Source organism: Rhizobium sp. BK251, assembly GCF_004345245.1.
Classification (GTDB): Bacteria; Pseudomonadota; Alphaproteobacteria; order Rhizobiales; family Rhizobiaceae; genus Rhizobium.
The window spans coordinates 119735-138588 of the sequence record NZ_SLUQ01000005.1; the positions used below are offsets into that span (position 1 = coordinate 119735).

Sequence of the window (18854 nt, forward strand, 5' to 3'; positions counted from 1 at the left end):
AGCATGGCCAGATTGATCAGAAAACGCGAAACCCTGCTCTTCCTCATCATCGTCGTGATGATCGCGGTCTTCTCGACGCGCGCCTCCGACTTCGCCACACCTTCCAATCTTGCCGGCATCTTCAATGATACCGCGATCCTGATCATCCTGGCGCTGGCGCAGATGACGGTCATCCTGACGAAATCGATCGATCTTTCGGTCGCTGCGAACCTCGCCTTCACCGGCATGGCGATCGCCATGATGAATGCTGCCTATCCCGGCCTGCCGCTCGTGGTGCTGATCCTGGCGGCTGTCCTCATCGGCGCCTTGCTCGGCATGATCAACGGCCTGCTCGTCTGGCAGCTCGAGATCCCGCCGATCGTCGTTACGCTCGGAACGCTCACCATCTATCGCGGCATGGCTTTCGTGCTTTCGGGCGGCGCCTGGGTGAACGCGCACCAGATGACCGAGACCTTCCTTTCCGTGCCGCGCACGAACATTCTCGGAATGCCGGTCCTGAGCTGGGTAGCGATCGTCATCGTGCTCGTGATGTACATGCTGCTCAAATACACGCAATTCGGCCGTTCGGCCTATGCCACGGGCGGCAATCCGACCGCCGCCGTCTACGCGGGCGTCGATACCGGCCGCACGAAATTCCTTGCTTTCGTGCTTTCCGGCGCGCTTGCCGGCCTTTCCAGCTATCTCTGGGTATCGCGCTACGCGGTCGCCTATGTCGACATCGCCAACGGCTTCGAACTCGACAGCGTGGCCGCCTGCGTCATCGGCGGCATCTCCATCGCCGGCGGCGTCGGCTCGGTCGCGGGCACCGTGCTTGGCGCGCTCTTCCTCGGCGTCATCAAGAACGCACTGCCCGTCATCGGCATTTCGCCCTTCACGCAGATGGCGATCTCCGGCACCGTCATCATCCTAGCCGTCGTCTTCAACGCGCGGCGCGAGCGCAACCGCGGCCGCATCATCCTGCGAGACCGGGCAGCAGCGGAGGTTGCGGCATGAGCATGGTTTCCACCACTCCCGAAAAGCGCGTCATTCCCGATCGGCTCGGCACGCCGTTCAAGCGCATCATGTCGAGCTGGGAAGTGCTGCTCTTCGGCGTCGCCGTCGCGATCTTCATCTTCAATTCGCTGGCGTCGCCCTACTTCCTGAATGCCTGGAATCTTTCGGACGCCACCTTCAACTTTACCGAAAAGGCGATGATCGCCTTTGCGATGGCGCTGCTCGTCATTGCCGGCGAGATCGATCTGTCGGTTGCCGCCATCATCGCGCTCGCCTCGACCGCCATGGGTGCGGCCGCGCAGGTCGGTGTGGGTACGCCGGGCCTTGTCCTGATCGGCATCGGCACCGGCCTTGTCTGCGGCATGTTCAACGGCTTCCTCGTCTCGGTGCTGAAGCTGCCCTCGATCGTCGTCACGATCGGCACCATGAGCCTCTTCCGCGGCATTTCCTACATCGTGCTCGGCGACCAGGCCTATGGCAAATATCCCGCCGATTTCGCCTATTTCGGCCAGGGCTACGTCGTCTGGGTCTTCTCCTTCGAATTCGTGCTCTTCATCGTGCTGGCGATCCTCTTTGCCATCCTGCTGCACGCGACGAATTTCGGCCGACAGGTCTATACGATCGGCAACAACGACTTTGCCGCCCGCTTCTCCGGCATCCCGGTCGAGCGTGTCAAATTCATCCTCTTCCTACTGACCGGCGTCATGAGCGGTATCGCTGCGATCTGCCTGACTTCGCGTCTTGGCTCCACGCGTCCGTCGATCGCGCAAGGGTGGGAACTCGAAGTCGTCACCATGGTCGTGCTCGGCGGCATATCGATCCTCGGCGGCTCGGGCACGATCGGTGGCGTCGTCATCGCCGCCTTCGTCATGGGTCTGGTCACCTTCGGCCTCGGCCTGCTCAATGTGCCGGGCATCGTCATGTCGATCTTCATCGGCCTGCTGCTCATCATCACCATCGCGATCCCGATCATCGCACGCCGCATCCAAGCCATGAGTTCCCGATGACGCTCGAAAAACACGCCTTCAAGATGAAGCTGAACCCCGGCATGGAAGCCGAATACAGGAAACGGCACGACGAGATCTGGCCGGAGTTGGTTGACCTGCTGCATCAGTCGGGCGCCAGCGATTATTCCATCCACCTCGACCGCGAGACGAATACGCTCTTCGGCGTGTTGACCCGCCCGGCGGATCACACGATGACGAGCCTGCCGGAACATCCCGTCATGAAGAAATGGTGGGCGCACATGGCCGATATCATGGAGACGAATCCGGATAACTCACCCGTCCAAAGCGACCTCGTCACCGTCTTCCATATGCCATGAGCGATTATCGCCGCATCGCCGTTCTCGATATCGGCAAGACCAATGCCAAGGTCGTGGTGATCGACAGCGCGACCGGCGCGGAAATCGCCGCCGTGCGCACGCCGAACACGGTCATCAGAACCGATCCTTACCCGCATTACGATATCGAGGCGCTCTGGGCCTTCACGCTGAACGCGCTGAAGGATTTCGCCAGAACGCCCGGCTTCGACGCGATCTCGATCACCACCCACGGCGCGGCCGCCGCGCTGCTCGGTAGCGATGGCAGGCTCGCCATGCCGGTCATCGATTATGAGCACGAGTATCCGCAGGCTATCCGCGACGCCTACGATGCGCTTCGCCCTGCTTTCTCGGAAACCTTCTCGCCGCGCCTGCCGATGGGGCTGAATGTCGGCGCCCAGCTGCACTATCAGAAAACCGCCTTTCCCGCGGAGTTCGCTAGAGTCCGGACGATCCTCACCTATGCGCAATACTGGTCGGCGCGGCTGACGGGTGTCACCGCCAACGAACTCACCTCGCTCGGTTGCCACACCGATCTCTGGAATCCGAGGGCCGGTACCTATTCTTCGCTGGTCGATAGGCTCGGCATCCACGATCGCATGGCACCGATCCGTTCCGCCTTCGATACACTCGGCCCAGTCCTGCCGGAGATCGCCGAAGAGATCGGCATCTCGGTTCCCGTCTATTGCGGCATCCATGATTCGAACGCCTCGCTCCTGCCGCATCTCGTCGGCCGGGAGGCGCCATTCGCCGTGGTTTCGACGGGTACCTGGGTCATCAATTTCGCCGTCGGTGGCGATCTCGATCATCTCGACCCCAAGCGCGACGCGCTCGCCAATGTCGATGCCTATGGGCGTGCCGTGCCATCCTCGCGCTTCATGGGTGGGCGCGAGTTCGAGATGCTGACGCATGGCCATCCGGTACCTTCGGCAGAGGCCATGACGGAAGCATTTCGCAATGTCGTGGTGAAGCAGATCATGCTCCTGCCGAATGTCGTTGCCGGCTCGGGACCGTTTCCCGGCAGGCAGATGCGGTGGCTGGGGGAGGAGCCCCAAGATGCCGCGGAACGCTACGCCGCCGCATCGATCTATGCCGCGCTGATGACGGAGGCGTGCCTCGAGCTGATCGGCGCCGGGGGCACATCGCTGGTCGAAGGGCCTTTTGCGGCCAATCGGGAATATCTCGTTGCGCTCGCAGCATTGACCGGGCGCCCCGTCACCGGCCTGCCCGGCGCGACCGGTACGGCGCATGGCGCAGCGATGCTGACCGGCGCACAGTTTCCGCCGCCGGAGAGGGCGACGGAGTACCGGGCGGACGGGATCGATCTCAGCCCGTACCGGAAGGCGTGGTACGCCGCCATAGCGGAGACTGCCTAGCGGTTGTCTTCGAGGCGGCGTCTGCCGCCCCTTCACGCCGCCGTTTCGACGACGTCCAGTCCGATATCCAGACTTGGCGCGCTGTGCGTGCACCAGCCGACGGAGATGAGATCGACGCCGGAGGCTGCGACCGCGGCGACCGTGTCGGGCGTGATGCCGCCCGACGCCTCGGTGATTGCCCGGCCGGCAACGATGCCGACAGCCTCACGCAGCTCATCCGGCGACATGTTGTCGAGCAACACGGCGTCGACGCCAATTTCCATGGCTTCGCGAAGCTGGTCGAGCGTATCCACCTCCACTTCGATCTTCACCATATGGCCGACGCCGGCGCGCGCGCGGCGGATCGCCTCGGCGACGCCGCCGGCAATGGCGACATGATTGTCCTTGATGAGCACCGCATCCGACAGCGCAAAGCGATGGTTCATGCCGCCCCCCGCCCGCACTGCATATTTCTCCAGCGCCCTGAGACCGGGTGTCGTCTTGCGGGTGCAGGCGATTGCGGCCTTCGTCCCGGCCACCGCAGCGACGAGACCCGCCGTCGTGCTGGCAATGCCCGAGAGATGGCCGAGGAAATTGAGCGCGGTGCGTTCGCCGGTCAGGATCCCGCGGGACGGGCCGGAGACCGTCGCGATGATGTCGCCAGGGAGAATGGCCGCACCGTCATCGAGTTTGCGCGTGAGGGTGATTGCAGGATCGACCAGCTGGAACGCGAGCTCGGCGGCATCCAGCCCGGCGACGACGCCGGCCTGCCGGGCGGCAAAGACCATCGTCGAGTGGTGGTCGGCAGGAATGACGGCCATCGACGTGATGTCGCCTGCAAGGCCGAGATCTTCCTGGAGCGCGGCGCGTACCAGCGGTTCGATGATTATGCGTGGAAGCGGGGAAAGGGGCATGTTATGCGCTCCGGGCGAGGCGAGGTGTGGCGAGGCTGTGGGCGCTGTCGAGCGCCTCGGCAAGGGTGATGAACCGGCGACGAGAAAGCAGATCTTTTGCCGGGTAATCAATTCGCGTGTGCGCGCCGCGAGACTCGGTGCGAAGATGCGCGGATACCGCCATTGTCAGGGCAACAGCGGCGGCATCGGTAGCCGCTGAGCAGCCTTCCGCGAGCGCCAACAGAGCCGCGATCGCGCTTTCCAACCCCGCTGCGTCGCGGAGTACACCGAGATGGCGCGAGACGATCGGGCGGACGGCGCTGGCGTCCGGCGCCGTCGGAAGAGCGCCGAGAGCCGGCACGTCGCTGGAGGCATAGGCGCTCGCATCTATCGAGCGCGCGACACGCAATCCCATGACGGCCGCTTCCAGGAGCGAGTTGCTGGCGAGCCGGTTGGCGCCGTGGAGCCCGGTCGACGCCGCTTCGCCTGCCACCCAGAGGCCTCGGACGGAACTGCGCCCCTCAGCGTCCGTCGCGACACCGCCCATGTGATAGTGCGCTGCCGGGCGAACGGGAATGAGGTCGCGGGTGGGATCGATGCCTGCTTCATGGCAAAGTGCTGCAATGGCCGGAAAGCGGGACTGGAAACGGTTGCCCAGGGCTTCGCGGGCATCGAGATAGACTCGTCCGCCTCTGGCCAGTTCGGCACTGATCGCCCGTGCGACGACGTCGCGTGACGCGAGTTCGCCGCCGGCGATCCTCTCCATGAAGAACTCGCCCCTCTCGTTGCGCAGCCGGGCACCTTCGCCGCGCACCGCTTCGCTGATCAGGGCAAGCGGCTTCCGCGCTGAATCGAGCGCGGTCGGGTGGAACTGCACGAACTCCATGTCCGCAAGGATCGCACCGGCGCGGGCGGCAAGGGCGATGCCCTGGCCGATATTGCCGGCGGGATTGGTCGTCGCGTCGTAGAGCCCGCAAAGGCCGCCGGTCGCCAACACTACACTTGCAGTCGGGAGGACAGGCGCGGCCGTGCCGTTCGCGCAGAGCAGGCCTGTGACGATAGATCCCTCGGTGACGAGCCGCCGCGCCTCGAAGCCTTCGAGGACCGCGATCGAGGGTGTCTTGCGAACCGCGGCGACTAGGGCACGCATGACGGCCGCACCGGTGGCATCGCCGCCCGCATGAACGATCCTTCTCCGGCTATGGGCAGCCTCGAGGCCGAAAAGGAGTGCGCCGCTTGCGTCGCGGTCGAACCGGACACCCAGACGCTCCAGCGCGGAGATCGCGCCAGGTGCCTCCGCGATGATTCCGCGCGCGATGTCCGGATCGCAAAGCCCGTCGCCGGCTACGAGCGTATCGGCGAGATGGAGCTCCGCGCTGTCATCTGCGGCAAGGCTCGCCGCGATACCGCCCTGGGCGAGGGGGCTCGAAGCCTCCGTTCCGAGCGCCGAGCGCGTGACGAGCAGCACCGGCCGTGGCGCGAGCGCAAGCGCCGTCATCAACCCGGCGAGGCCGCTGCCGACGATCACGACGCGCTCCGCCGGCCCGCGCATGATCTCCGTCATAGGGCGAGCATCCTTTCGACCGCACGCCGTGCGTCGGCGGCGATCGCCGGATCGACCGTGACTTCGTGACGGTTGAGTTCCAGCGCTTCACGAATGTTGGACAGCGTGATCCGCTTCATGTGCGGGCAGAGATTGCAGGGGCGGATGAATTCGATATCCGGATGGTGGACCGAGACGTTGTCGCTCATCGAGCATTCGGTGAGCAGCACGACGCGGGCCGGGCGGTGCGCGCCGACATAATCCGACATGACAGCGGTGGAGCCTGCGAAATCGGCCTCCGCAACGACTTCAGGCGGGCATTCGGGGTGGGCGAGCACCATGACGCCGGGATGGTTTTCCCGAAGCTGCCGTACGTCGGCGGCGGTAAAGAGTTCATGCACCTCGCAGTGCCCGTGCCAGGCGATGATCTCCACATCGGTCTCCTTGGCGACATTGCGGGCCAGGAATTCGTCCGGAATCATGATCACGCGCGGCACGCCGAGCGATTCGACGATCTGCCTAGCATTGCCTGACGTGCAGCATATGTCGGATGCCGCCTTCACCGCCGCGGACGTATTGACATAGGTGATCACGGGTACGCCCGGATGCGCCTGCCGCAGCAGCGCCACGTCCTCGGGCGTGATCGATTCCGCCAGAGAACAGCCCGCCCCCATGTCGGGGATCAGTACCGTCTTGGCCGGATTGAGCAGCTTTGCCGTCTCCGCCATGAAGTGAACGCCTGCAAGAACGATGACCTCGGCATCGGTCTCGACGGCCTTGCGGGCAAGCGCGAGGCTATCGCCGACGATATCGGCGACGCAGTGGAATATCTCCGGCGTCTGGTAGTTGTGCGCGAGGATGACGGCATTGCGCCTGCGCTTGAGATCGAGGATCGCGCGCACATCATCTTCGAAGAACATCCATTCCGCTTTCGGCACGACACGGCTGACACGGTCATAGAGCGAAGAGAGCGACGGTACATGGTTCATGGCTGGTCTACCTTTATACTCATTGTGAGCATATCTATGGTCCTAGATATACTCACGCTGAGCATAAAGTCAATTGCGGAAGAGCGGCAATTTTGTCCCACCCATGGCGCGCTCCTCGACGACGGCGCGGCGGAAGCGGAAGAGCTTGGCGGGGCGGCCGCCGGTATCGCTCTCCGTGCCGCCGGTCTCCTCGACCAGATCCTGCTGTTCGATCAGCCGGCGGAAATTCTGCTTGTGCAGCCGGAGGCCAGCAAGCGCCTCGACGGCCCGCTGCAATTGCAGCAGCGTGAAATCCTCGGGCATCAGTTCGAAGACGACCGGGCGATATTTGATCTTGGCGCGAAGCCGGGCGATGCCGGTGGCAAGGATCCGCCGGTGGTCGGCGATCATGCCGGTGCCGCTGCCCGCCATTTCCGGCCGATTGGATTCCGCGACGAGCCCCGCCTCGTAGAGAAGCTCGTAGCGCTGAAGGCATAGATCTTCGTTCCAGCCCGATCCGTCCAGGCCGAAGGCGAAGGCGACGCGGCGCAGCCGATGCTCTGTCTGGGCTGCGCTATCCGCACTCCTTGCCCAAGCCTGCAGGCGCTCGGTGATGCCGGAGAGGATCTGCGGCAGCCCCTGGCGATGGTCCTCCCAGGGAAAGTAGTCGTACCATCCGCGCCAACCCGATGCGTCGGCGACGGTGGCCGTTTCTTCCCGCGCAAGTCCCAGATAACTGATCGAGATCGTGCGCCCGCCGTTCGCCTGCGCATCGCGGTCTCTGTCCGCGAAGGTATAGAGCTGCTCGAGATATCCGAGCGGATGCGCCGTCTGTTCGCGCACCCAGTCGCGCAGGCCGGCTTGCAGCGATCTGTGCCCGAGTTCGAACGGACCGGAGGGCAGGGCGTGGCCCGACCGGATTGTCATTACGCGCGGCTGGTCGCTCGTTACCGCAACCAGGACGGCGATCAGTTCGATATGCACAAGATCGTCGCTCACGTCCCATTCTCGACTATCGCAGGATGCGGCGATCTGTAGCACAGATTCGCTAACGGAATGCATCGCTTGCGATACTCTGCGGGTTGCCCGCAGAAGCTAGCGGGCAGGCAGTCTGCGGCCGCTCAGGTGCTCGAACCGGTCGTGACCGCTGCCTCCAGCTCCGTGTCGGGAATGTCGTCGAACGAGGCGTAGTTGAGATTGTAGAGCTTCGAGTAGAGCTTCCGGTTTGCCATCAGCTGCTCATGATTGCCAACCTCGATCAGCTGTCCGTTCTGCAGCACGATGATGCGGTCCGCCTCCCGGATGGTCGCCAGCCGATGGGCAATCACGAGGCCGGTGCGGTTCTCCAGAAGCTTGACGAGTGCCTTCTGGATCAACATTTCCGTGTAGCTGTCAATATTTGCGGTCGCCTCGTCGAGAACGAGGATCTTGGCGTCCGCCACGAGGGCACGTGCGAAGCTGATCAGCTGGCGCTGGCCGAGCGAGAGGTTGCCGCCGCGCTCGCCAAGTATGGCGTCGTAGCCGTCCGCAAGCCCCATGATGAAATCATGCGCGCCGACGGCCTTTGCTGCCGCGATCACCTCTTCGCGTGTCGCCTCTTCCTTCTGGTAGCGGATGTTCTCGAAGACCGTGCCGGTGAAGAGGAAGGGCTCCTGCAGCACCATGGCGATCTGGCGGCCGAGCGAATCCTGCGTGAGTTCGCGCACGTCATGCCCGCCGACAAGAACCTGACCCTTCTGCACGTCGTAGAAGCGGTGGATCAGTGCCATGCAGCTCGATTTCCCGGATCCCGTAGGCCCCACTAGAGCAACCGTCTCGCCCGGATTTACCTTGAAGCTGACATTCTTCAGCACGGGATACTTCGGATCGTAGCCGAAGACGACGTCACGGAACTCCACCGAGCCGTCCATCTGCGGGGACAGCACCTTGGCATCAGGAGCATCACGGATGTCGACTGGCACGTCGAGCACTTCGGTCAGGCGCTGGCCAGAGGCCATGGCGCGCTGCATGACCGAATATTGTAGGGTGAGCGAACGGATCGGGTCGAAGAAACGCTGGATGTAGAAGAGGAAGGCGACGAGCACGCCGACATCGAGCGCCTGGTTCAACACGCGTGCGCCGCCGACGACGATCACGAGTGCCATGGCAACGCCCGTCAGGCTGTCGACGATCGGGACCATCACCTGCGCATAGCGGGCGGCCGTCAGGTGCGTAAGCAGGTTGGCATGCGCCTTGTCGTCGTAAAGCATGAAGTTGACGCCCTGCCGGTCCATGCCTTGTACGGCGCGCACGCCATGAATTGCCTCGGCGAGCGCGCCGTTCGCGACCGAATTCGTCTCGTGGGCGGCCATGAAGGACTTGCGTGCCAGCGGCAGCCAGAACAGGCGCACGACGAACAGCACCGGCAGCACGCAAAGCGTCAGCAGGCCGAGCTTGAAGTCGAGATAGAGCATGACGAAGACGATGCCGAAGAGCAGCGCGATATCGCCGACCGAAAGCACGGAGGTTTCGAGAAACTCCTGCATCGAGTTGACGTCGCCCTGGAGCCGCGACATCAGGCGTCCGACCTCGGTCTTGTCCATGAAGGACAGCGAGACGCGCTGAAGGTGGGAAAACATCGCCCTGCGGATGTCGAAGAGCACCTCCTCGGCGACATTGCCGACTAGCGTCTCCTGCGCATAGCTCGCAGCGTAGTTGATGAGGATCACGATGAGGAAGGCGACGATCGACCAGATCAGCGCCTCGTGGTTGCCTCCGGCCTGCATGCCATGGTCGATCGCATAGCGGATGATCAGCGGGATCAGGAGCTGCATGGCCGTGAAGGTCAGCACGGCGACGACCGACCAGATGATCTGCGTGCGATAGGGATGCACGAAGGCCCAGATACGCTTGATGACGTTGCCGTCGAAGGCCTTGCCGAACATCTCCTCTTCGACGCGATGCGAGCCGACAACCGCTCTCGGCGGCCGCCGCCCATCCTCGCGAACGTCGGAGCGCTCGGTTTCCATTTCCTCGGCCATGTCTTTCCTCCAGCGCCGGTTTCTTACGCGCTCAAAGCGTCGTCGCCCGGTCGCACCTGCAGATCGTAAAGCGCCTTGTATCGTCCGCCGAGCGCCAGCAATTCGTCGTGCGTTCCCTGCTCGACGATCCGGCCGCCCTCGACGAAGAGTATCCGGTCGGCATGCATGAGCGAGCTCAGCCGATGCGCCACGATGATCGTCACGCGGTCGGCGGCGTAGCGCCGCATGGCGCTGCGAATACGCTGTTCGGTTGCTGCATCGATCGCCGCTGTCGAATCGTCGAAGACCATGACCGCGGGCTTCAGCATCAGCGTCCGCGCGATCGACAGGCGTTGCCGCTGGCCACCGGACAGCGAGACACCGCGCTCGCCGACGACGGTGCGGTAGCCTATCGGCAGGCCCAGCACGTAGTTGTGGAGCTGAGCCGATTCGCTTGCGCGCTCGATCCGCGGTTCCTTCGCCCAGGGATCGCCATAGGCGATATTGTTTTCGATCGTCGTGGTGAAGAGGAATGAATCCTGCTGGACGATCGCTACCGCGTGGCGAAGCGATTGCAGGGTCGCCTTGCGGATATCCTGGCCGTCGATCGTCACCGCGCCGCCGGAGACGTCGTAGAAGCGCGGAATAAGGTTGGCGATCGTCGACTTGCCGCTGCCGGGCGGCCCGACGATGCCGATGGTCTCTCCGCGCCGTGCTTCGAAGCTTACGCCCTGCAGGATCGGGCGCTTCGGCGCCGCCGGATAGGCAAAGCTGACATTTTCGAAGCGCAGCACGCCGTCTGTCACCTTGAGCGGCTTCGCATCAGGTGCATCCTTGATCGCGATGTCGAGATCGAGCAGGCCGAAGAGCCGTGAGCCGCAGGTGGAGGCGCGCGCGAAGGCATTGACCATCAGGCCAAGCTGGCGCACCGGCATCTGCAATATGGTCATGAAGGTCAGGAAGGAGGCGAGCGTGCCGACCGTCATCTCGCCCGCCGCCACCTTTCCGCCGCCGACCCACAGCACGAGCCCCATGGCCGCGAAGAACGAGAAGGTCATGGCGCTGGTATTTGCGACGCGGATTCCGACGCGTTGGTGCGCGAGTTCAAGCGCGTTCTCCGAGGCCTTGTCGAATTTCTCCATCTCGTGGTCCTGGGCCGCGAAGGCGCGGACGACACGAATGCCGCCGAGGTTTTCCTCCATGACGCGGGTGAGAACCGAAAGTCGCTCCTGCAGGTCGAGCCAGGTGGCGCGCAGCCGGAGCTGCGTCACCGATGACCGCCACGCCACGAATGGCACGAAGCTGAGCGCCAGAAGTCCGAGAACGACATCCGTCGACAGCAGCATGTAGGCGCCGATGCCGATAAGCACCGTCAGCAGCAGCATGCGGACGAGGGCGGTGGAGAAATACATGCGCACGCCTTCGAGATCGAGCATGCCGATCGTGATGAGGTCGCCCGAATGGACGCCATCATGGAAGCTGAAGGACAGGCGCTGGATCTTTTCGTAGCAGGCGAGGCGCAGTTCGTAGGCCATGTGGTGGCCGACGGCTTCGCTGTAGTAGTTCTGCGCCATGGTAAAGATACCGCGCAGTACGCTCGCGCCGAGAAGCAGGAGCGCGGTCGTCAGAAGCGCGTCCTGGGCGATCTGCCCCGCCGCACCGCCGGTCAGCGCCACCTGGGTATGGTCGACGGCCTGTCCGAGAAGGCGCGGGATCATCAGCTGGAAGGTGCTCGCGACCAGCGTGGCGCCCATCGCGAAACTTACCTGCCACGGATGCCGAAATGCCATTCGGGTTATGCGCACCAGCGTGAAGAGGCCTTTGCCCCAGCCTGCTGCACTGACGTGCGCCAACGAAGCCGAAGGCTTCGTCGCGCTCCTAGACGCATCGCTGCTCACGGTATTTTCCAGACCGGTTGATTGTTCGAACGCGCTCCCGGGCAGTTCGAAAGAATTTGATTAGCACCCTAAGCTTCGCCGATTCCGCCGCATGGTTCAAGCATCAAATTGCCCCTTCGGCGCATTCCGGGGGAGGTGTTGCACAACGCCCACCATCGCTGCCTAGAGTTGATTAGCACCTTCTGCGCTGGCTGGTTCGCCCAGCCGCTGAAGCAGCCGCGACCATGCTATGAGACCGAGGCGGAAATTTGCCAGCCGGAAGAATTCGTTCGGCGCGTGGTAGTCCTCGTCGGAGGTCGAGAAGGAAAAGAAGATCGCCTCCACGCCGAGATGCTTGCGGAAGGCGGCACCGATCGGGATCGTCGCGCCCATGGCGACGCGGAGCGGCCTGCTCCCGAGAAGCTCTTCGAGCACCGCTTCCGCCGCAGCCAGCGCCGGAAGATCCGGATCGACGAAGAAGGCCTCGCTGCCCGGCTCCTTCGTATCGACCTGCAGTGTGTATCCCCTGGGCAATCCGGCTTCGAGATGCTTGGTGATCGCGGAGACCACTTTCTCCGGCTTCTGCCCAGCGACGAGCCGGCAGGTGATCTTGACGCTTGCCGATGAAGGAATAACGGTCTTCGTCCCAGCCCCTTGGTATCCGCCCGAAATGCCGTTGAACTCCAGTGTCGGCTCCAGCCACTGGCGGATGAGCAGCTCCCGGCCACTGTCGATCGGATCGGGCGTTGGCGAACCTATTTCGCGGTAATAGGCATGCGCGTCGAAATCGGCGGCCTCGATCGCCGCGAGGATCTTCGCATCGAGCGGCCTTGCGTCATCCTCGAAGCCAGCCACGACGACGCGCCCGTCCGCGTCATGCATGGTGGCGAGCATCTGCGCCAGCGCCCGGATCGGGTTCGGCGCGCTGCCGCCATGGCGCCCCGAATGCAGGTCCTTGGCCGCTCCGGTGACGGTGACCTCGAGCGCCACGAGCCCGCGGCTCGCAACCGTCATGGACGGCCGGTCGGGGCGCCACATTGCCCCATCGGCGGAAACGACGAGGTCGCAGGCAAGCCTCTCCCGGTATCGTTCCAACGCGGCCTCGAAATGGGGGCTGCCGGATTCCTCCTCGCCCTCGATCAGGATCTTCAGGTTCACCGGCAGCCTGCCCACCGTCTTCAGATAGGCTTCCGCCACGAGGATCGGTATCAGCAGCGGCCCCTTGTCGTCGGAAACGCCGCGGGCATAGAGGCGTCCATCACGCTCCGTCGGTTCGAAGGGCGGGGTTGTCCATTTGTCGAGCGGGTCAGGCGGCTGCACGTCGTAGTGGCCATAGACGAGGATCGTCGGCTTGTTTTCGTCCGCAATGATCTCGCCGAAGACGGCCGGATGCCCGCCGGTCTCGAGGAGTTCCACCGAGGCGAAGCCGGCTTCCGCTAGCCGCGCAGCAACGAACCGGGCGGCCTTCTGGATATCGGCGCGAAAGGCAGGATCGGTGCTGACGCTCGGGATGCGACAGAATTCCTTCAGGATCTCGACCGAAGCGCCGATATGGCTTTCGAGATAGTCTTCCACTGTCGTCATTTGCCGCCGTCCACGCTGATCACTTGTCCGCTGATCCAGCCTGCATAGTCGGATGCGAAGAACATGACCATACTCGCGATATCGTCCGGCTTGCCGAGGCGCTTCAGCGCAATGTTCTGCATGAGGCGTTCCTGCCCGTCCTTGCCCATCGCCTCCCATTGGCGCTCGGTCGTCGGGTTGGAGCGTACGAAACCCGGCGCAACGTTGTTGACGGTGATGTTCCAGGGGCCGAGTTCGTGCGCGAGCTGGCGCGTGAGCCCGATCTGGCCGGCCTTGGCGCTCGCATAGGCCTGGATCCCGGTGAGCGAGATGCCGAGGCCGGCGCCGCTGGAAATGTTGACGATGCGCCCGGACTTCTGCCGCTTCATTGCCGGCGCCACTGCCTGCGCCATGAAGAACGCGCCGGAAAGGTTGACGTCGAAGATCGTTTGCCAGTCTTCCTCGGATATCTCCTCGATTGGTCGGCCGACCTGTCCGCGGACGCCGCCGGCATTATTGACCAGCACGTCGATGGAGCCCGATGCCGCCTCGATCTCCGCCATGACCATTTGAGTGGCTGCACGATTGCCGACATCGAGGACATGCCCGCGAGCCTTGCTGCCGCAGAGGCGCACCGTTTCGGAAAGCCCCGCCTCGTTGATGTCGCAGGCATGGACGGTCGCGCCGCGGCTTGCAAAGGCTTCGGCAATCGTCCTGCCGAAACCATGCGCCGCCCCCGTGACGATGACGGTCTTGCCGTCGAAGGTGATGTTCATCGGTCGGCTCCAGCAAGCTCTTCGAGATTGGCGAGGTCGAGCGGCCGCCGGCCGTCCTCGATTTCGTGGATCATCGTCACGACCCGCGCCGCAAGCGGCGTCGGCACGCCGAGCGAGCGTCCGATCTCGACAACGGGCAACACCTGCGCATCGACCTCCGTCTTGCGCTTGCGGACCGCGAGATCGCGCCAGATGCCCGAGTGGGACTTCAGCGACTTCCTGTTATGCGCCACCATTTCGTCGAAGGAGCGATTGGTATCCTCGGGCGCGGCCTGTGGCCCGAATGCCGCCGGGTCGAAGCCGTCGAAGGCTTCCGGGCGAATGTTGTTTGCGGCGGCGACCGTCGAAACCTCAAGCGCGAGCCGGCGCAGCACCGGTCGGCATGCGGGATTTGCCAGCACGTCGGCGATGCTGTCGTTGGTAAGCGCAGTGCCGAAGAGGAGTGCACCGTAGATTAGCTTGCCCCAGAGATAGCCCCATATGTTGTCGGTCAAAACTGCCCGAGGTTCGAACGCCTGCATCAGGCCATGGATCTCCTCGATGCGATCGGTGATCCTGCCGTCGAGCTCGCCGACGACCACGGCGCCCTTGCCGCTATAGTGGACGACGCCGGGTTCCAGATAGTCGGCGCCGAAATTGACGAAGCAGCCGATGACACGATGATCGCCGACGATCGGGGCGATGACGCGCTCGTTGAGGCCGTTCTGTGCCGACACCACATAGCCGTCCGACGCGAGATGCGGGGCGAGCGCGCGGCTTGCCGCCTCGGTGTGATGCGCCTTGACACAGAGAAACATCCGCTCATGGATCCCGGTGAACTGCTCCGGCAGGAAGGCCGGTGCCCTGACCGTATCCTGGAAGATCGGCCCGTCGATCCTGAGGCCCTTGGCATTGATTGCTGCGACATGCTCCGCGGCGCTGTCGACGAAGATCACCTCGTGGCCTGCACGGATGAAGGCCGCTCCGAGCGATCCGCCGATCGCGCCCGCGCCCCAGATGACGATCGGCCCGCTCATGCCCAGGCGCCCTCCAGGAGTGCCCGCGTCTCTTTGACGGCGACGTCCCATATGGCCAGCATTTCCTCGTCCGGCCGCTCGTAATAGCCGCCGAAGTTGCCGTCGCCGAGATAGGCCTTCACCGCCTCGGGACCCATAACCCGCATGCGCGCTAGGTCGATCATCGGCTTCTGCTGGCTGGGCAGCGTAGTGCCCGCCAGCCGGGTCCAGGGAAAGTTCTCCATCCAGGATGCGTGAGAGGCAACGGGATCGATCTCTTGGACCTTCGCGTAGGTCTGAGGCGCGTTCCACCAGTTGTGGAACTTGACGGCAGTCCCCGGATTGTCTGCCATCCATTCGATTGCGAGGCTGCCGGCCGGCTGGTTGCCGCCGTGGCCATTGACGATGAGGATGCGGCGGAAGCCCTGCAGGCGCAAGCCATCGAGGATGTCGCGCACGAGGCGGATATAGGTCTCCTGCCGCAGGCTGATCGTGCCCGGATAGGCAAGGAAATAGGGCGTGATGCCGTAAGGAACCACCGGAAACACCGGGATGCCGAGCGGCTCGGCCGCATCGGAGGCCACCTTCTCGGAAAGGATCGAATCGACCGAAAGGGAAAGCTGCGCGTGCTGCTCGGTGCTGCCGAGCGGCAGGATCGCCCTGTCGTCGGTCTTCAGATAGGCCTCTATCTGCTGCCAGTTCGTCTCGGACACTTTCACGATGGTTCCCTTTCTTATGCTTCGATGTCTGTGACCGTTCTGTCGCCTGACGCGGGCGGCGTCAGCATGCCCGCATCGCGGACGATGGGGACGACGACGCGCTCGATGTCGGCAACGTCGGGTGCGTGGCGATACTCGATCGCCTGCATGCCGTCCGGCAGCCGCGCGACGATCTCCTCGGCACCCGAGGCATAGACGACGACTCTCGAACGCGCGATCAGCCCGTCGAGGCCGGGTGTGTCCAGGGTTGCGCCCAGGACCTCGCTGACATGCGGCGCAAAGCGCTGCACGCCGCTCTTCATGATCGGCAGGAAATCGGGAAAGCGCGACACGACGGTGATCGAGGCAAGGGAATCGAGCGAGGCGAGCGCCATGCGCGTCTCTTCCGATGGCGTGAAGCTGACGCTGACGACCTTGGTGTTCGGCACGAGCGTAGTGACTTCGCGATGCTTGTTGGCAAAGGTGATGGCGAGATCGGCGGAATTCGCCCTCGCTCTGGCCTCCGCGCTCCGTTCGATCGCCGATATCGTCAGCGGCTCGACTGTTGCGCCGCGCCCCAGCCGGGCGGCGATGACACGGGCATAGCTTGCCGTCGCGTCGGGAAACAGTCCGATCATGACGATGCGCATCCGGGAGCCGATGCTGTCGCGGTAGAAGACCCGGGAGCTCACCATCGCGACAAGCTCGGCCGAGCGGATGCCCATCGCCCGGCTCTCGTCGATCAGTTCGTCTATGTGGCGGTGGAGTGCCGATGTGTCCGGCCGCCCTGCCTGCCGGGCATGGAGGCTGTCGGTGACGAAGGTGCCGGAGCCGGGGCGTGCATCGATCAGGCCCGCCGCCTTCAGGTCCGCGTAGACCTGGCTCACCGTCATCGGCGCGACGCCGATCTTCTCGGCGAGTTCGCGCACCGAAGGCAGAGTCTCCCCCGGTACGAGCTCGCCGCAGGCGATGCCGTATTCGATAAGGCCCTGCAGCTGGGTGCGCAGCGGAACCGGTAGGTCACGGTCGATGAAGAATTCCATGAAGCTTTGATCGGCGCTGTTATAGTCGACTATTACAATTATACTTTGCAAGGAGGGGAGGCAAGCGAGAACCGTTACAGTCTGCACCGGAACCTCTCAGACAAATTAGTTGACTCTCGCTCAAACGCGTGAAATCGTCCTAAGCAATAAGGACAGTTGCGCCAGAAAAAAAAGGGAACAGTCATGAAAATAATCGCGAAGGCGGCGATTGCTGCCGCATTGTTACTCAGCACCAGCCTTTCGGCCTTTGCCGTCGAACGAGGCGGCATCCTGACCTATGGACGCTACGCCGATAGCCTGTTTCTCGATCCTGTCCTGAACGACGCGAATGTCGACATCTGGATCCTGTCCAACCTCTACGACACGCTGCTCCTGCCCACCGACGACGGCAAGGGCGTGCAGGCCGGCCTCGCGACCGACTGGAAGGTCGCCGACGACGGCATGACCGTGACGCTGACGCTGCGCGACGGCATCATGTTCTCGGATGGTTCGCCGATCACGCCCGCCGATGTCGCCTGGTCGCTGAAGCGCGCCGCAAATCCGAAGAACGGCATCTGGAACTTCCTGGTTTCCTCGGTCGATGACGTCACGACTGAAGGCGACAAGACGGTCGTCCTCAAGCTGAAGCATCCGGACCCGGCAATCCTCGCCGCGCTCACCGTCTTCAATACGGCGATCCTGCCGCAGAAGATTTTTGAAGCTTCCGCTGGCGCGACGGACGAGGAAAAGGCCAAGGCTTTCGCAGAGCATCCGGTCGGTTCGGGCCCCTTCGTGCTGCAGTCCTGGGACCGCGGCTCCACCATGAAACTTGTCCGCAACGAGCACTATTGGGGTCAGGGCGAGGACGGCAAGCCGCTGCCCTATCTCGATGGCATCACCTTCGAAGTCGTTCCGGACGATGCCACGCGCATCCTGAAGCTCACGTCCGGCGAAATCGGCGGAGCGGAATTCATACCCTATTCGCGCGTGGCCGAGCTGAAGTCGGCCGACAACCTGAATATGGAGCTCTTTCCGTCGACGCGCATAGAATATGTCACCTTGAACGTGCGGCCCCAGCTTGGTGGCAAGGACAATCCGCTCGCCAATCCCAAGGTCCGTCAGGCGCTGAACTATGCGACCAACAAGGAAGCGATCATTCAGATCGTCACCCACGGCGTCGGCACGCCGATGACTTCGTTCATGTCGACGGCAACGCCGCTCCACGTCGGCGACAAGCCGCTCTATCCTTATGACGTCGAGAAGGCGAAGAGCCTGATGAAGGAGGCCGGCTTCGAAAACGGCTTCAGCACCAGCATTCTCATCCTTGCTGGCAATCAGGACGAGATCGGCATCGGCACGGCCCTGCAGCAGATGTGGTCGCAGGTCGGCGTCAAGCTGGAGCTGCAGCAGGTCGACAATGCGACCCGCACCCAGCAGTATCGCGACGGCACCTTCGTGATGCGTGAGGCGGCCTGGACGGACGATATCGCCGACCCGAACGAGATCACCTCGTATTTTGTCTATTCGCCTACGATCGACGCGCTGCACACGGGCTGGAAGAATGAGGAGGCCGACAAGCTGTTCGATGCCTCGCAGAAGGAAATCGACCCGGCCAAGCGCGCCGAGCAATACGCCAAGATCCAGGAGATCTACAATGCGCAGGGGCCGATCGTGCCTCTTTACGAGACGCCGTATCCGGTGGCGCTCAGCAAGAAGGTTCACGGCTTTCTGCAGATCCCGCTCGGCAACAACATCTTCGCGAGAACCTGGGTCGAGAAATAGTCCTCTGAACCTTGCGAAGGCGCGGGCCCTTAGGGCGGGCCGCGCCTATTCCAGACAATGCCGGAAGTG

The 18854-nt window shown here is 63.5% G+C and carries 16 protein-coding genes; 5 read left to right on the plus strand and 11 right to left on the minus strand.

The window, feature by feature from the left end:
• Positions 1–3 precede the first annotated feature (3 nt).
• Genes EV286_RS13375 through EV286_RS13390 form a run of 4 tightly spaced genes read left to right on the plus strand, consistent with a single transcriptional unit; the run spans position 4 to position 3690 of the window.
• Positions 4–993 carry an ABC transporter permease gene (locus tag EV286_RS13375; protein ID WP_132957636.1) on the plus strand — a complete coding sequence of 330 codons (990 nt, stop codon included), beginning with the start codon at positions 4–6 and terminating at the stop codon, positions 991–993.
• A complete protein-coding gene (locus tag EV286_RS13380) occupies positions 990–2000 on the plus strand; it encodes an ABC transporter permease (protein ID WP_132957637.1) in 1011 nt (336 codons plus the stop codon). Before EV286_RS13375 ends, EV286_RS13380 begins: the two co-directional genes overlap by 4 nt.
• On the plus strand, positions 1997–2317 hold the full coding sequence (gene rhaM / locus EV286_RS13385) for an L-rhamnose mutarotase (RefSeq protein ID WP_132957638.1): 321 nt from the start codon (positions 1997–1999) through the stop codon (positions 2315–2317). The genes EV286_RS13380 and rhaM overlap by 4 nt, the downstream gene beginning before the upstream one ends.
• Positions 2314–3690, plus strand: a complete 1377-nt coding sequence (locus EV286_RS13390; RefSeq protein ID WP_132957639.1) for an FGGY-family carbohydrate kinase — start codon at positions 2314–2316, stop codon at positions 3688–3690. The genes rhaM and EV286_RS13390 overlap by 4 nt, the downstream gene beginning before the upstream one ends.
• A gap of 32 nt (positions 3691–3722) precedes the next feature.
• Here the strand turns inward: EV286_RS13390 and nadC are convergent, their stop codons facing one another.
• From nadC to EV286_RS13445, 11 genes are all read right to left on the minus strand, one after another.
• On the minus strand, positions 3723–4583 hold the full coding sequence (gene nadC / locus EV286_RS13395) for a carboxylating nicotinate-nucleotide diphosphorylase (RefSeq protein WP_132957640.1): 861 nt from the start codon (positions 4581–4583) through the stop codon (positions 3723–3725).
• Position 4584: 1 nt separating this feature from the next.
• Entirely contained in the window at positions 4585–6126 is a 1542-nt protein-coding gene (locus EV286_RS13400) for an L-aspartate oxidase (protein ID WP_132957641.1), read from the minus strand.
• On the minus strand, positions 6123–7094 hold the full coding sequence (gene nadA, locus EV286_RS13405; protein ID WP_132957642.1) for a quinolinate synthase NadA: 972 nt from the start codon (positions 7092–7094) through the stop codon (positions 6123–6125). The genes EV286_RS13400 and nadA overlap by 4 nt, the downstream gene beginning before the upstream one ends.
• A gap of 69 nt (positions 7095–7163) precedes the next feature.
• Positions 7164–8072 carry a hypothetical protein gene (locus EV286_RS13410; RefSeq protein WP_132957643.1) on the minus strand — a complete coding sequence of 303 codons (909 nt, stop codon included), beginning with the start codon at positions 8070–8072 and terminating at the stop codon, positions 7164–7166.
• A gap of 122 nt (positions 8073–8194) precedes the next feature.
• Positions 8195–10093 carry an ABC transporter ATP-binding protein gene (locus tag EV286_RS13415; protein ID WP_132957644.1) on the minus strand — a complete coding sequence of 633 codons (1899 nt, stop codon included), beginning with the start codon at positions 10091–10093 and terminating at the stop codon, positions 8195–8197.
• Between the two features lie 23 nt (positions 10094–10116).
• A complete protein-coding gene (locus EV286_RS13420) occupies positions 10117–11970 on the minus strand; it encodes an ABC transporter ATP-binding protein (RefSeq protein WP_207909824.1) in 1854 nt (617 codons plus the stop codon).
• Between the two features lie 162 nt (positions 11971–12132).
• On the minus strand, positions 12133–13533 hold the full coding sequence (locus EV286_RS13425) for a dipeptidase (protein WP_132957645.1): 1401 nt from the start codon (positions 13531–13533) through the stop codon (positions 12133–12135).
• A complete protein-coding gene (locus tag EV286_RS13430) occupies positions 13530–14288 on the minus strand; it encodes an SDR family NAD(P)-dependent oxidoreductase (RefSeq protein ID WP_132957646.1) in 759 nt (252 codons plus the stop codon). Before EV286_RS13430 ends, EV286_RS13425 begins: the two co-directional genes overlap by 4 nt.
• Positions 14285–15304, minus strand: coding sequence for a 2-dehydropantoate 2-reductase (locus EV286_RS13435; protein ID WP_132957647.1), 1020 nt, complete (start codon positions 15302–15304; stop codon positions 14285–14287). The genes EV286_RS13430 and EV286_RS13435 overlap by 4 nt, the downstream gene beginning before the upstream one ends.
• A complete protein-coding gene (locus EV286_RS13440) occupies positions 15301–16002 on the minus strand; it encodes a creatininase family protein (protein ID WP_132957648.1) in 702 nt (233 codons plus the stop codon). Before EV286_RS13440 ends, EV286_RS13435 begins: the two co-directional genes overlap by 4 nt.
• Positions 16003–16016: 14 nt before the next feature.
• Positions 16017–17024, minus strand: coding sequence for a GntR family transcriptional regulator (locus EV286_RS13445; RefSeq protein WP_132957649.1), 1008 nt, complete (start codon positions 17022–17024; stop codon positions 16017–16019).
• Between the two features lie 183 nt (positions 17025–17207).
• Between EV286_RS13445 and EV286_RS13450 the strand changes: the two genes are divergently transcribed.
• Positions 17208–18785, plus strand: coding sequence for an ABC transporter substrate-binding protein (locus EV286_RS13450; protein WP_132957650.1), 1578 nt, complete (start codon positions 17208–17210; stop codon positions 18783–18785).
• Positions 18786–18854 lie beyond the last annotated feature (69 nt).